Raw genomic sequence first — 14478 nt, 5'->3', positions numbered from 1 at the left:
AGTTTCTTACGCCTAAACCTGTACTCATGAAATACCTGCTGGTATTTGCACTATTGCTTTGCATTTCGTGTGCAACAGAGCGGCCGTTGTATAAACCGGGCGACAGGGTTTATCATGTGCGCTACTCGCAATACTTTACCATAGATAGTTTACATATGCGGCCCGGCTCGCGGGTTGTGTTTTACTACGCTACCCGTACAGATGGGGTTAAATACAAATGGCTGCCACAACGGTCGATAGAAAAATTCTGGCGTAAAGATTTTAGGTACTAAGCCCATACATTAAATTTATTGGCTTACTTTGTATAATAATTATGACAAAGAAGAAAATTGTAGTAGCCGTTACCGGTGCCAGTGGGGCCATTTATGCCAAACTATTGCTTGATAAATTGCAGCAATTACAAAGCCAGATAGCTGAGGTGGCCATAGTGATGAGCGACAATGCCAAACAGGTTTGGGAGTTTGAACTCGATAATAGCAACCATAGTAACTACCCATTTAAGGTTTATGCCAAAAACGATTTTATGGCGCCATTTGCATCAGGCTCTGCACGGTTTGATACCATGGTTGTTGTACCATGCAGTATGGGTACACTGGGCCGCATAGCATCCGGCGTATCTGACGACCTGATTACCCGCGCTGCCGATGTGATATTAAAAGAACGACGTAAATTGATACTGGTAGCCCGCGATACCCCTTTAAACCTCATCCATATACGCAACATGGCCACCGTTACCGAAGCAGGAGGTATAATATGCCCTGCAGTGCCATCTTACTACAACAAACCTAAGACCATCGAAGATGTAGCCATGACGGTAGTAAACCGCGTGATCGACCTGATAGGGCTGGAGAACCAGAGCTACAGGTGGGAGGGAATGTAATTAAATTATTGAATGACTGATTTATAGAATTATTGATTGATAAAGAAATATCATTAATCTAACATGTTTAGCTATCCTCTTAAAGTAGTTGACATTGTGGTTACATACAAATCAACAACTCATTAATTCCGTAAATCAATAATTGTTATCTTTGCGCCTTGCAAATGAACAAGAAAGTAGCTTTTTATACATTAGGTTGTAAACTGAATTATTCGGAGACATCATCTATTGGCCGCATGTTTAACCAGGCCGGTTTTGATACCGTTGATTTTACAGATAAGCCGAATGTGTATGTTATCAACACCTGTTCGGTTACTGATAATGCTGATAAAAAGTGCAAAAAGATAGTTAAAGAGGCTCTTAAAATATCTCCTGATGCGTTTATTACCATCGTTGGCTGCTATGCGCAATTAAAACCGAAAGAGATCGCCGAAATACCCGGTGTTGACATGGTTTTAGGCGCTGCAGAAAAATTTCAGCTGGTAGATTATATTACCGATTTGACCAAAAACCCAAAGGCTATTGTTTATAACCAGCCGGTGAGCGAGGCCAACCAGTTTGTGCCTTCATATTCGTTTGGCGACCGCACCCGCACATTTTTAAAGGTACAGGACGGCTGCGATTACTCCTGCACATTTTGCACCATCCCGCTTGCGCGTGGCAACAGCCGCAGCGATACCATCGAGAATGTTTTAACCCAGGCCAAAGAAATTGCCGCATCGGGTGTTAAGGAGATCGTATTGACAGGGGTTAACCTTGGCGATTTTGGCATACGCAACGGCCAGCGCGAAGATAAATTCTTTGACCTTGTAAAGGCGCTGGACGAGGTGAAAGGCATTGAACGCATCAGAATATCATCTATCGAGCCAAACCTGCTTAGCGATGAGATAATAGCTTTTGTAGCCACATCAAAACGCTTTGTGCCGCACTTCCATATCCCGTTACAATCAGGGTCTGATAAAATATTAGGATTAATGCGCCGCAGGTACAAACGGGACTTATATACCAACAGGGTAGCAAAAATAAAGCAGCTAATGCCCGATTGTTGCATTGGTGTTGATGTGATAGTAGGTTTCCCCGGCGAAACGCGTGAAGACTTCATAGATACCTACAACTTTTTGAATGACCTGGATATATCTTACCTGCATGTATTCACCTATTCGGAGCGTGAAAATACCCTTGCTACCGAAATGAGCGGTTCGGTACCTGGGTCTACCAGGGCAGACAGGAGCAAGATGCTGCACATACTATCCGACAAAAAACGCCGCGCTTTTTACGAAAGTCAGCTAAATAAAACCGACCAGGTACTATTTGAGGGCGATATTAAAGACGGCTTTATGCATGGCTTTACACGCAACTACGTAAAGGTAAAAGCCAAGTACGACCCTATACTGGTTAACGAACTTAAAACGGTTTATTTAACGGCAATTTCACCGGATGGTGATGTTGAAATAACAGAAAGCGAAGAAATATTAGTGCATTAACTATTATATTCGCCCTTACAAAAACCTAAATATGTTTCCAACCCTTTCTTCGCTGATAGATTACTTAACCGGTGTTAACATTCCCTTGCCCATACAAACATTTGGCTTTTTTGTAGCTATTGCCTTTATGGGTGGATATTGGGCCTTTAGCGAAGAATTTAAGCGTAAAGAAAAATTAGGCTACATACATCCATTTGAAAAAACAGTTGTAGTTGGCGGCCCGGTATCTGTTATAGATTTAGTGGGCAATGGCTTGTTCGGCTTTATATTAGGCTACAAACTGCTCGATTCTGTTTTAAATTACAGCGCACTGATAGACGATCCGCAAAGCTTCCTGTTATCGCTAAAAGGTAATTGGCTGGGTGGTATTTTAGGTGCCGCGGGCTTTGCCTACTGGGCATACGCCGAAAATAAAAAACAGGTTTTACCCAAACCCGAAACACACCGCATTACCGTGCACCCGCACGAATTGATGGGTAGTATTTTACTATGGGCAGCCATATGTGGTTTTGCAGGCGCAAAATTATTTAACGCCTTAGAAAACTGGGGCGAGTTTATGCGCGACCCGGCAGGCATGCTGATAGGCTTTAGCGGCCTAACATTTTACGGGGGGTTAATTTGCGGTGGGGCAGCAGTGCTATACATTGCCTACCAACACGGTATTAAACCCTTTAACATGCTGGATATTGGCGCGCCGGGCATGATGCTGGCTTACGGCCTTGGCCGCATAGGCTGCCAAATGAGCGGCGACGGCGATTGGGGAATACCCAACCTGGCACCAAAACCCGGTTGGTTAAGCTGGGCACCCGATTGGATGTGGAGCTTTAAGTTTCCACATAATGTAAATGGTAATCCTTACGACCAGACGATGGAGCATTTGCCTGATTGTGTTGGCAAGTTTTGTTATGCATTAAAACTACCGGTATATCCCACATCATTCTACGAATCAGTTATTTGTCTGTTATTATTTTTAGTATTGTGGCAGCTTAGGCACAAATTAAAAGTACCGGGCGTATTGTTTGGCATCTACATGATACTGGCCGGTGTAGAGCGTTTCACTGTTGAATTGATACGTGTTAATACAAAATATGTAGTAGCCGGTGTACCATTCACTCAAGCAGAAATGATCTCAGTTATCATGGTAATTGGTGGTGCCGCCTTAATATATACAGGCTATAATCGTTACAAAAAAGCACCGGCTGCAAATGCCTAAAACACTCTGGTATAAGATAACCAAAAGCCAGGTTATACGTTTTTTACTATCGGCGGGATCGGGCTTTTTGGTAGATATTGGCGCATACTATTTGTTCTATCGCGTGGTACTTACGCAAATCACCTATGTAATATTTAATTATACGGTTCGCAATTCCACGCTGTCGTTATTTATATCCTTCTTTTTGGGTGTGCTGGTTAACTTTACCATGACACGCTTATTGGTGTTTGCCGAATCAAAACTGCCGCTGCACAAGCAATTCTTCAGGTTTATATCGGTTGCTATTGTAGGTTTTTTTGCCAATTTGGGTGTATTAAAATTACTGATACAATCTTTTAATATTTATCCGCCGGTGGCACGTATATGCGCGGCATTAAGTTTGTTTGTAGCAAGTTATTTTATACATAAATTCTTTTCGTTCAGTTTATCACTCAGAACACATCATGCAGCTAAACCAGATCATCAGCCAGGTAATTGAGGTATCTAAAGAAGCCGGCCAGTTTATCAGGCAGGAGCGCAAAACCTTCGACCCCGATAAAATAGAATATAAAGGTTTAAACGACCTGGTATCGTATGTAGATAAAACCGCCGAACAAAAAATTGTAGCCGGTTTAGAAAAGATCTTCCCTCAAGCGGGTTTTATTACCGAAGAAAAAACCCAGAACAGGGTAGAAGAGCGCTTTAATTGGGTAATAGACCCCTTAGATGGCACCACTAACTTTATACACGGACTGCCAACGTTTTCGGTTAGCATTGCCTTGCAGGAATACGATGAGCCCGTATTAGGTGTAGTTTACGAAGTTAACCAGGATGAATGCTTTTATGCCCATACCGATGCGCCTGCTTATTTAAACGGCAACGAAATAAAGGTAAGTAACATACCAACCGTAGGCGGCAGTTTGCTGGCAACAGGTTTCCCATATTACGATTTTAGCCTGCAGGCCCGCTATCTGGAACTGTTTGCCCACCTGATGCGCAATTGCCACGGCATCCGCCGCATAGGCTCGGCCGCTGTCGATTTGGCTTACACTGCCTGCGGTCGTTTTGAAGCTTTTTATGAATATAACCTTAACGCCTGGGATATTGCAGCCGGAATTGTTATTGTAAAACAAGCAGAGGGACAGGTGGTCAACTTTACCGGCGGTAACGAAGTGATAAAGAAACGGGAGCTATTAGCTACTAACGGCTTAATAACGCAGGAATTATTGGATTATATCAGCAGTTATTTTAACTAACACTAATTGCACGAATTGATACGAATTTCACTAATCAATGATATAGAAAAAGCCCACTGATAAATCAACGGGCTTCGTATTTTAATTCGATTCAATTAGTGAAATTCGTGGCAGATATTAAAGTGCTTCAGAAACTACCTCGGTAACTTCGGGCACCATGCGTTTAAGCAGGTTTTCGATACCGGCTTTTAACGTTACGGTAGATGAAGGGCAACCACTGCACGAACCGCGAAGCTCGACAGTAACTACACCGGCATCAAACGAGCGGTAGCTAATAGCACCACCATCCTGCTCAACAGCCGGGCGAACGTAATCGTTTAATATTTGCTGTATTTTAATTTCGGTTTCGGTACCTTCAAAATCAACATTTTCGGCTTGTTCAACCGCTTGCACCTTTAATTCCGATTCAACCGCGCCTTTAACAAACTCTTTCAGTATCGGTTGTATGTCTTCCCAATCACTGCCCTCGGTTTTGGTAACTGTAACAAAGTTACTGGCGAAGAAAACACCGTTAACAAACGAAAATTTATATAATTCTTTAGCAAAAGGCGATGCCTCTGCACTTTCTTTAGTGGCAAAATCCACGCTACCGTTTATCAGCAACTTGTTTACAATAAACTTCATTGTTGCCGGGTTCGGTGTGGTTTCGGTATATACGCTGATATTCATCTTTGTAATTTTTGTATCTTATTGAACAAATGTAAGCAGGTTTTTGGTTGTTTGTGTTTGTTATTCTTAGTTTTACTTGACACTGACAGACAAAACCAGTCCAATCCAATTAAATGAAATCTCTTAGGGTGTTCTTTATTACGATTTTTATATTAATAAATGCATCGTGTTATTATAATTCTGCAGAAAGAAATAAAATTAAATTTAAAGACAATGCATCCGATGTTCAAAATGCTTTATTGAAAATGGAAGTGCTAATTAATAAACTTCCAGCCAGTGAATTCAATACCAATTATGAAATCAAAAACGGCGTGATTGAAATTAATGGTGGTCCACGGGAGGGAGACTCTACTTCTTACTATACCAAACAAGGGCTTTCAGTGTTTGAAACTACAGAAAGAAAACAATTTATTTCTTTGGCCAAATATTTAGAAAGAAACTATATTACTGCGGGTTACTTAAATTATAAATCGACTGTCTGTTTCTTTACGTATCGAGACGACCCGGATAATACTTTCGATGATTTAAGAGAAATTGCATTTCTAAAAGACGTTTCAGGAGATGTTATTAAGTCCGAGTGCAAAATCCTTGATAGGAAAGACCAGCTGCTACTTTTGGCACCTGTTGACGCTAAAATCTATAATAATTTTACTTTAGTTGATGACGAAAAAAGCAAATAACTAACTTTCAATCTATACCCCCGTATAATTCTGCGGCGTAATTGCTTTTATCTCTACTTTAACATTATCACTCACATCCAAACCATCCACAAAACCGGCAATGGTTTGCGCGTTAACCTGCGTGTTGGTACGTGTAAGCTCTTTTAATGCTTCGTATGGGTTTGGATACCCCTCGCGGCGTAAGATGGTTTGTATAGCCTCGGCAACCACCGCCCAGTTAGCTTCCAGGCTGGCGTTAATGGCCATTTCGTTCAGCAATAATTTATTTAAACCTTTTATGGTCGATTTAAAAGCGATCAATGTATGCGCTACAGGCACGCCAATGTTGCGTAGTACGGTACTGTCGGTTAAATCGCGCTGTAAGCGGGATATGGGCAGTTTGGCCGCCAAATGCTCAAACAAAGCATTGGCAATACCTAAGTTACCCTCGCTGTTCTCAAAATCTATAGGGTTAACCTTGTGCGGCATGGCTGATGAACCCACTTCGCCGGCTTTTATCTTCTGTTTAAAAAAGTTCATGGATATGTAGGTCCATATATCGCGGTCAAGGTCTATCAATATATTATTAATGCGTTTTAAGGCATCACACTGCGCGGCAAAATTGTCGTAATGCTCTATTTGGGTGGTAAACTGCGAGCGGTGTAAACCTAAGGTGTTATTGATAAAATTATTACCAAAAGCTTTCCAATCTATTTGCGGGTAGGCTACATGGTGGGCATTGAAGTTACCCGTAGCCCCGCCAAACTTAGCCGAGTAAGGTATAGCTTTTAATAAAGCCAACTGGTTTTCTAAACGTTCAACAAATACGTTGATCTCTTTACCTAAACGGGTTGGCGATGCCGGTTGCCCGTGTGTATGTGCAAGCATAGGTATAGCATCCCAATCGGCAGCATACTTTTTTAGCAAGCCAAGCAATTCGTCAAAGGCACCAAAGTAAACCTCGTTAAGTGCCATTTTAAATGAGTAGGGAATGGCAGTATTATTAATATCCTGCGAGGTTAAGCCAAAATGGATAAACTCTTTAAATTCCTCTAATCCTAAATTATCAAATTCCTTTTTAATAAAATACTCAACCGCTTTAACATCGTGGTTGGTAGTTTTCTCAATATCCTTTATGGCGGCGGCATCAGCTTCGGTAAAATTCCGGTAAATGTCGCGTAACTTTTCGCTCTTGGTTTTATCAAAACCTTGTAGTTGCGGTAATGGGTGCTCGCAAAGGGCTATAAAGTATTCTATCTCAATAAATACCCGGTATTTAATAAGGGCGTATTCAGAAAAATAAGCGGCAAGGCTTGAAGTTGCGTTACGGTAACGGCCATCAATAGGGGATATAGCAGAAAGGGAATTTAATTCCATGTAAATGAATTTTTGCAAAGATAACAATATGTAACATTTAAGGGAATGTCCAATATAGTAATGTTCATATGTATATACTTTGTCAGCCAAACGTAATTTGCTTTGGAAACTTTGAAATCTAAAAATGTTTCCATAGTTTTGACCCATAATGTCAAACGGTCAAATAGATAGAATAATAAAAGGCGCACTCGACTTGTTTTTGCAAGCCGGTATAAAAAGCGTTACGATGGATGATATAGCCAGGCATTTAGGCATGAGCAAAAAAACCATCTATCAATTTTTTAGCGATAAAAACGAATTAGTAGTAGCCCTGGTAAAAAGCAGGTTAAAAGAAGACGAAGACCAAATTAATGCCATTATAGAAAGTTCGGCAAATGTGATAGAGGAAATGATTAATATGATGAAATGCTCTGAAGATATTTTTTCGAGGATAAATCCTATTGTATTTCATGATATGCAAAAATATCACCCTGATGCATGGCAGGCGTTTCAGAATTTTAAAGCATCTGTCATGATCAACAAACTGGAAGAACTTTTAAAGAAGGGGATGGATCAGGGTTTTATTCGCGAAGATATAGATGTGAAGATTTTAGCCACTATGCGGGTTAACCAGGTAGAAATGGGCTTCAACACTATGATATTCCCGGTAGCGCAGTTTAATACGTGGCGTGTACAAGTGCAATTGTTAGAGCATTTTAACTACGGTATTTGTACCATAAAAGGCCACAAACTGCTTGACCAGTACAAAAACGTTCACGAACAAATAAATTCATAATAATTATAATACTTGCTGACATAAGGTTGTCAACCAAACCCATTGTTTTGCATAACAATAACATAAATAACCTATCATATATATCAACTAAATGAAACGAATAATAACCCTACTAATGCTAATAACCGGGGCCCTGCGTACGTTTGCGCAGGAACAACCCGCAAGCCAAACGTATAATTTTTCTATTAACGATGCCATTAATTATGCATACACCCATAAAGACTCGGTGGTTAATGCCGGCCTTGATGTTAAAAGTGCTGATTATAAAGTAAAAGAAACCATAGGCCAGGGACTTCCGCAAATCAGCGGCTCGGCTGCTTTTCAGGACTATTTAAAAATACCTACTACTTTATTACCCGGCGAGTTTTTTGGCCAGCCGGCCGGTACTTTTATTCCGGTAAAGTTTGGTGTTAAATACCAGTCTAACTTAGGCGTAAGCGTTAATCAGCTACTTTTCGACCCCAGCTACATAGTTGGCTTGCAGGGCCGTAAAACATACAAGGAGCTTTATAACCGCGCTTACACACGCACCCGTATTGATGTTGGTGTAAATGTTACCAAAGCTTACTACCAGGTATTGGTAAGCAACGAGCAGATAAAGTTGCTGGATGCCAATATAGCGCAGCTAAAACAACAGCTGGATCAAACAGTTGCCCAAAACAAACAAGGCTTTGTAGAAAAAATTGATGTTGACCGTATAACCGTTCAATACAACAACCTGATAACCACCCGCGAAAACACAGTGAGGTTACTGGCACTTAACTATCAGTTGCTGAAATTTCAGATAGGTATGCCAATTGAGTATAACCTAACATTAAAAGATGGCCTTAGCGATGTTGCCCTTACCGATGATGTAGCAAACACACTTACCGATACTACTTTTTACCGTAACCGCATTGAGTATGGTTTGTTAGAAACCAGCCTTAAGCTAAGCAAGTTTGACCTTAAACGCCAAAAAGCACAGTTTTTACCAAAACTATCAGCCAATGCAAGCTATGCGGCATCGTATCAAAACAACAACTTTAGTAATTTATATAGCAACAGCTTCCCGTCAAGCTATATAGGTTTAAGCTTAAACGTGCCTATTTTCAGCGGTTTTCAACGCTCAAACCAGGTTAAGCAGGCGGCAATCACCGTTCAAAAAAACCAAAATAATTTAAGCAGCCTTAAAAATGCTTTAAGTCTGCAAGCCAGCCAGGCAAAAATTGTTTATTTCAACGGCTTGCAATCGCTTAATAACCAAAAGCGCAACCAGGAACTGGCCCGCGAAGTGTTAAGGGTATCAAAGATCAAGTATCAGCAGGGAGTAGGCTCAAGTATAGAGGTTACACAGGCCCAAACAGCACTTGAAGATGCCGATAATAAATATATACAAGGCTTATACGATGCCTTAGTAAGCAAAGTAGACCTGGATAAAGCATACGGAAAAATACAATAAATACACTAAACCCACATATATCAATACAAGATGAAAAAATTAATATACATACCGTTTATACTGTTAATGGCGGCTTGCGCGTCTAAGCCAAAAGACAAAAAAGCCGAGTTAGCCGATCTGCAAAAGCAACAGGCAGAAATTAACGCTAAAATAACCAAACTGCAGGCCGAAGTTGGTAGCAGTGATTCGGGCAAAACCACCGATGTAGCGGTTTACGCCGTTAAAACCGGGGCATTTACCAACTTTGTACAAATACAAGGTAAAATTGATGCGCAGGATAACGTTACCGCTTATCCGCAATCGGCAGGTACCATTACTGCTATATATGCAAAACCCGGCCAGCATGTATCAAAGGGCCAGGTATTGGCACAATTGGATAATAGCGTATTGCAACAAAACATAGCGCAATCGCAGGCGCAGTTAGATCTTGCCCAACAACTGTACAACCGTCAAAAAAATCTTTGGGATCAAAAAATAGGTACCGAGGTGCAATTTTTACAAGCACAAACCAACTTGCAAAGCGCCAAAAAATCGGTAGCAGGTTTACGCCAGCAGGCAAACTTATACCGTATTGTGGCGCCAATATCAGGCACTGTAGATCAAATGGACCTTAAACTGGGCCAGGTAGCACAGCCGGGCACCACTGGTATACGTATTGTTGATGCTGATGTATTAAAGGTAAAAGCCGATGTTCCTGAATCGTACGCAGGCCGTGTTGGTACAGGTAACAAAGTACAAATACTGGTACCTGATGCAAACGACTCACTGGTTACCAATGTAACCTTTGCTGCCAAAGCGATTGACCCTACATCACGTAGCTTTGCGGTAGAGATAAAACTACCTACCCGTAAAACCCTTCGCCCTAATATGACGGCTATTATCAAAATAGCCGATTACTCAAAAACCGACGCGATAGCGATACCGGTAAAAGCGGTACAACGTGCAGAAGATGGCGACTACGTTTACTTAAACCAAAATGGTGTTGCTAAACGTGTTACTGTTAAAGTAGGCGTAACCTATGGCGGCCAGTCTGAAATATTATCGGGTTTAAAAGCCGGCGACCAGCTGATAACAGAGGGTGCTTCGGATATTGAAGACGGTGATAAAGTAAAGGTTTTACAAACTGCTAACTAATATTTTATTAATAAGCTGATCTGTTACAGATGAAAGATATTAAAAAAGAGTTTGGCCCCTCAAGTTGGGCCATAGAAAACAAGACCGCCATATACGTTCTCATATTTTTGATAACGGTATTGGGTTTGATAAGTTACAACAACTTACCAAAAGAGAATTTCCCGGATATAGCCCAGTCAAAGGTGTTTGTCACTACGCAGTTTTTAGGCCAATCGCCGCAGAACGTCGAGAATTTAGTGACCAGGCAGATAGAGAAAAAGCTAAAATCGTTAAAAGGCCTTAAAAAGGTAACATCAAATTCGGTACAAAACGTATCGATCATTACAGCCGAGTTCCAGGCAAATATCGATATTAAGGATGCCAAAATAGATGTTAAGGATGCGGTTGATAAAGCCAAGCAGGATCTGCCTCAAAATGATGCTAATTTAAAGGAATCGACCATTTCAGATATCAACGTTGCCGATTTGCCGATACTTTACATTAACATCTCCGGCGATTATGACCTTAAACGCCTTAAAGAGTATGCTGATATTTTAAAGGACGAGATTGAAAGCTATAAAGAGATATCAAAGGTTGATGAAGTAGGTGCCTTAACGCCCGAAATTCAGATAAACGTTGATATGAATAAAATGGCTGCCGCACAGGTAAGTTTTGGCGACATTATACAAGCAGTTGGTAACGAAAACATCCTGTCATCGGCAGGTAGCGTTAAAACTGATGGCGTACGCCGCAGTATTGATGTGAAACAGGATTTTAAAAATGCCGACGAGGTAGCCGCTATGGTTATACGTAACCCAAAAGGCCAGGCAGTTTACCTGCGCGATATTGCCGAAATTAAAGATTCATTTTTAGAGCAGGAGAGTTATGCGCGTTTAAAAACTAACGACAACCCTAAATTTAAAAATGTAATTACCTTAAACGTAAGTAAAAGGGCGGGTGAGAACCTGATACAGGCATCAGACAAAATAAACGAACTGATAAAGCTAAAGCAGAAAACAGTTTTTCCTAAAGGCTTAAACATTACCGTAACCGGCGATCAGAGTGATAAAACGCGTACAACACTTAATGACCTGATCAACACCATTGTAATTGGTTTCTTGTTAGTTACCATTATCCTGATGTTTTTTATGGGTACCACTAACGCTATATTTGTGGCGCTGTCAGTTCCATTATCATGTTTTATTGCCTTTTTGATTATGCCGGCCATTGGCTTTACGCTCAACATGATCGTATTGTTCTCGTTCCTGCTGGCATTGGGTATTGTGGTAGATGATGCCATTGTGGTAATAGAAAACACCCACCGTATTTTTGCCAACGGTAAAGTACCTATTAAGGAGGCTGCTAAAATGGCTGCCGGCGAGGTATTTTTACCGGTGTTTTCGGGTACCATGACCACCCTTGCACCATTTGTGCCACTGGCCTTTTGGAATAGCTTAATTGGTCACTTTATGTTCTTTTTACCTATAACTTTGATCATCACATTATTGGCGTCGTTGGTGGTGGCGTATATTATGAACCCGGTTTTCGCGGTTGATTTTATGAAACCACACCATAAGGGAGAGCACGACAACCCTAAAATGGATAAAAAAACCACTAAAGTATTGCTTATACTATCGGTATTGGCTGCTTTAAGTTATGCCATGTTTGCCGTAGGTAAATGGACAATGGGCATGGGTAACTTATTAGTACTATTTATTATTCTTTATCTGCTTAACCACTTTGTGTTGTTAAGAACTATTGATAAATTCCAGAACAATGTTTGGCCAAAATTCCAAAACTGGTATGCCAAATGGCTGGAGAGGGCAGTGAAAAGGCCGGTTACCATGTTAGTGGGCACTTTCGGATTATTTATTTTGGCTATAATATTAACTGCCACAATAGGCAAAACACCTGAATTTTTCCCATCGGGCGACCCTAACTTTGCTTATATATACATTACCATGCCAATTGGTACCGACCAGGCTACCACTAACGAGGTAACTAAAAAAGTTGAGCAAAAGGTAGCACAGATTGTTGAGCCTGATAAAGATGTAGTAACCTCTGTAATATCAAACGTAACCAAAGGGGTAAGTGATCCTACAGATGAAGACCAGGGCGATTACCAAAATAAAGGTAAAGTAACTGTTGCCTTTGTTGAATTTGGTAAACGTAACGGTAAGGACACAAAAGCCATACTAAAACGTATACGTGGTGCCGTACAGGGTGTGCCGGGCGCTAAAATAGCTGTTGCACAGGAAGCCTCGGGCCCACCGGTGCAAAAAGATATCAGTATTGAGCTGATAGGTGACAACCTGGATTCGTTGGTTAAAACCGGTAACCGTTTAAAGAACTACCTGGCTAAGCAAAATATAGCCGGTATAGAAAACCTGGTAGCCGACGTGGAAAATGACAAACCCGAATTAGTGTTTGACATTGACCGTGAAAGGGCCAACCGCGAAGGTATATCTACCAAAACCATAAATGATAACCTTCAGGCAGCTGTTTTTGGCGCGCCAGCGGCTAACTTCCGTAATACTAAGGAAGATGATTACAAGATACAGGTAAGGGCGCTGGAATCGCAGCGTGGTAATATTGATGAGTTGCGCAACTTAAAAATAACCTATCGTGATTTGGCTACAGGCGGTGCTATACGCCAGGTACCTATATCTGCATTTACCGATGTACGTTACACCAATACCTACAGCAATATTAAGCGTAAGCAACAGCGCAGGGTGTTAACCTTAGGTTCAAGTGTTATAAAGCCTTACAACCCTAATGATGTTAACAATAATATCACTAAGGCCATTGCCAACTTTAAACATGCTGACGATATCATTATCAGGCAGGGTGGCGGCCAGGAAGACCAACTCGAGGCAGTAACCTTCCTCGGCGGTGCTTTAGCTACATCATTTGGTTTGATATTGATCATCCTGATGATACAGTTTAACTCGGTGGGTAAAACTTTCATTATCATCAGCGAGATATTCTTTAGTATCATTGGAGTATTGCTTGGCGTTAGCATATTTGGTATGACCATGGCCATTGTAATGACCGGTGTAGGTATCATAGCCCTTGCGGGTGTGGTAGTGCGTAACGGTATATTACTGGTAGAGTTTACCGATATGTTAATAGAGCAGGGTACCAGCCTGCACGATGCAGTGGTTGAAGCCGGCCATACACGTATGACACCGGTATTATTAACCGCTACAGCAGCTATATTAGGTTTGATACCATTAGCCGTAGGTTTTAATATCGACTTTGTGGGCATGTTCTCTCACTTTGAACCACACATACACTTTGGTGGCGATAACGTTGCCTTCTGGGGGCCATTGGCGTGGACAATGATCTTCGGACTTGGTTTTGCCACTATTATCACCTTGATATTGGTGCCATGTATGTACATCATCCGTGTAAATATGAAGAACTATTTCTTCGGCGAAAAGAAATTATCTGCAAAAGAGCAACGCCTGATAGAGATAGAACAAGCTAAAGCCTAAAATCAACATCTATATATCCAAAAGGCCTCCGGGGAAACCAGGAGGCCTTTTTTATTTTAATGATTTTTTAAACTGCATGTATTAAAGGTATACCTTGTTTTAGGAATGGTTATTGATACTTGTTTAGTAAATATTCAT

13 protein-coding genes are annotated in these 14478 nt (G+C 41.1%); 11 read left to right on the top strand and 2 right to left on the bottom strand.

Annotated features, from left to right (window positions below; translation table 11 throughout):
• The first annotated feature begins 26 nt into the window (after nt 1-26).
• The 6 genes from FFF34_005460 to FFF34_005435 all read left to right on the top strand — a co-directional run bounded on the left by FFF34_005460 (nt 27) and on the right by FFF34_005435 (nt 4812).
• Nucleotides 27-272 (top strand): hypothetical protein, encoded by a 246-nt coding sequence (locus tag FFF34_005460; protein ID TSD66849.1) that lies wholly within the window; start codon nt 27-29, stop codon nt 270-272.
• A 41-nt stretch (nt 273-313) separates the two neighbouring features.
• A complete protein-coding gene (locus FFF34_005455; GenBank protein ID TSD66848.1) occupies nt 314-880 on the top strand; it encodes a UbiX family flavin prenyltransferase in 567 nt (188 codons plus the stop codon).
• A 164-nt stretch (nt 881-1044) separates the two neighbouring features.
• Entirely contained in the window at nt 1045-2364 is a 1320-nt protein-coding gene (gene mtaB, locus FFF34_005450; protein TSD66847.1) for a tRNA (N(6)-L-threonylcarbamoyladenosine(37)-C(2))-methylthiotransferase MtaB, read from the top strand.
• Between the two features lie 31 nt (nt 2365-2395).
• Entirely contained in the window at nt 2396-3577 is a 1182-nt protein-coding gene (locus FFF34_005445) for a diacylglyceryl transferase (protein TSD66846.1), read from the top strand.
• The gene (locus FFF34_005440) at nt 3570-4055 is read left to right on the top strand and encodes a GtrA family protein (protein TSD66845.1); all 486 of its coding nucleotides are present in this window, start codon (nt 3570-3572) and stop codon (nt 4053-4055) included. Before FFF34_005445 ends, FFF34_005440 begins: the two co-directional genes overlap by 8 nt.
• Complete coding sequence (locus FFF34_005435; GenBank protein TSD66844.1) at nt 4021-4812, top strand: inositol monophosphatase; 792 nt, start codon at nt 4021-4023, stop codon at nt 4810-4812. The genes FFF34_005440 and FFF34_005435 overlap by 35 nt, the downstream gene beginning before the upstream one ends.
• A gap of 117 nt (nt 4813-4929) precedes the next feature.
• Here FFF34_005435 and FFF34_005430 read toward each other — a convergent pair whose 3' ends face one another.
• Nucleotides 4930-5481 carry a NifU family protein gene (locus FFF34_005430; protein ID TSD66843.1) on the bottom strand — a complete coding sequence of 184 codons (552 nt, stop codon included), beginning with the start codon at nt 5479-5481 and terminating at the stop codon, nt 4930-4932.
• Between the two features lie 113 nt (nt 5482-5594).
• On the opposite strand from FFF34_005430, the gene FFF34_005425 reads away from it, so the two are divergent.
• The gene (locus FFF34_005425; protein TSD66842.1) at nt 5595-6161 is read left to right on the top strand and encodes a hypothetical protein; all 567 of its coding nucleotides are present in this window, start codon (nt 5595-5597) and stop codon (nt 6159-6161) included.
• A 12-nt stretch (nt 6162-6173) separates the two neighbouring features.
• Here FFF34_005425 and purB read toward each other — a convergent pair whose 3' ends face one another.
• On the bottom strand, nt 6174-7517 hold the full coding sequence (gene purB, locus FFF34_005420; GenBank protein ID TSD66841.1) for an adenylosuccinate lyase: 1344 nt from the start codon (nt 7515-7517) through the stop codon (nt 6174-6176).
• Between the two features lie 148 nt (nt 7518-7665).
• Here purB and FFF34_005415 point away from each other — a divergent pair, with 148 nt between their 5' ends.
• The 4 genes from FFF34_005415 (at nt 7666) to FFF34_005400 (ending at nt 14340) form a co-directional block, all read left to right on the top strand.
• The gene (locus tag FFF34_005415) at nt 7666-8292 is read left to right on the top strand and encodes a TetR/AcrR family transcriptional regulator (protein TSD66840.1); all 627 of its coding nucleotides are present in this window, start codon (nt 7666-7668) and stop codon (nt 8290-8292) included.
• A gap of 91 nt (nt 8293-8383) precedes the next feature.
• Entirely contained in the window at nt 8384-9730 is a 1347-nt protein-coding gene (locus tag FFF34_005410; protein TSD66839.1) for a TolC family protein, read from the top strand.
• 30 nt (nt 9731-9760) lie between these two features.
• Complete coding sequence (locus tag FFF34_005405) at nt 9761-10864, top strand: efflux RND transporter periplasmic adaptor subunit (GenBank protein TSD66838.1); 1104 nt, start codon at nt 9761-9763, stop codon at nt 10862-10864.
• A gap of 29 nt (nt 10865-10893) precedes the next feature.
• A complete protein-coding gene (locus FFF34_005400; protein ID TSD66837.1) occupies nt 10894-14340 on the top strand; it encodes an efflux RND transporter permease subunit in 3447 nt (1148 codons plus the stop codon).
• Nucleotides 14341-14478: the final 138 nt, after the last annotated feature.

Source organism: Inquilinus sp. KBS0705, from assembly GCA_005938025.2.
Classification (GTDB): domain Bacteria; phylum Bacteroidota; class Bacteroidia; order Sphingobacteriales; family Sphingobacteriaceae; genus Mucilaginibacter.
The sequence above is the reverse complement of the archived record's forward strand: the minus strand, read 5'-3'. Positions and strand labels throughout refer to the sequence as shown.

Bases quoted from the DNA above. Each gene is read 5' to 3' on its own strand.
- FFF34_005460 (TSD66849.1), top strand. From the start codon at position 27: ATGAAATACCTGCTGGTATTTGCACTATTGCTTTGCATTTCGTGTGCA.
- FFF34_005455 (TSD66848.1), top strand. From the start codon at position 314: ATGACAAAGAAGAAAATTGTAGTAGCCGTTACCGGTGCCAGTGGGGCC.
- mtaB (TSD66847.1), top strand. From the start codon at position 1,045: ATGAACAAGAAAGTAGCTTTTTATACATTAGGTTGTAAACTGAATTAT.
- FFF34_005445 (TSD66846.1), top strand. From the start codon at position 2,396: ATGTTTCCAACCCTTTCTTCGCTGATAGATTACTTAACCGGTGTTAAC.
- FFF34_005440 (TSD66845.1), top strand. From the start codon at position 3,570: ATGCCTAAAACACTCTGGTATAAGATAACCAAAAGCCAGGTTATACGT.
- FFF34_005435 (TSD66844.1), top strand. From the start codon at position 4,021: ATGCAGCTAAACCAGATCATCAGCCAGGTAATTGAGGTATCTAAAGAA.
- FFF34_005430 (TSD66843.1), bottom strand. From the start codon at position 5,481: ATGAATATCAGCGTATATACCGAAACCACACCGAACCCGGCAACAATG.
- FFF34_005425 (TSD66842.1), top strand. From the start codon at position 5,595: ATGAAATCTCTTAGGGTGTTCTTTATTACGATTTTTATATTAATAAAT.
- purB (TSD66841.1), bottom strand. From the start codon at position 7,517: ATGGAATTAAATTCCCTTTCTGCTATATCCCCTATTGATGGCCGTTAC.
- FFF34_005415 (TSD66840.1), top strand. From the start codon at position 7,666: ATGTCAAACGGTCAAATAGATAGAATAATAAAAGGCGCACTCGACTTG.
- FFF34_005410 (TSD66839.1), top strand. From the start codon at position 8,384: ATGAAACGAATAATAACCCTACTAATGCTAATAACCGGGGCCCTGCGT.
- FFF34_005405 (TSD66838.1), top strand. From the start codon at position 9,761: ATGAAAAAATTAATATACATACCGTTTATACTGTTAATGGCGGCTTGC.
- FFF34_005400 (TSD66837.1), top strand. From the start codon at position 10,894: ATGAAAGATATTAAAAAAGAGTTTGGCCCCTCAAGTTGGGCCATAGAA.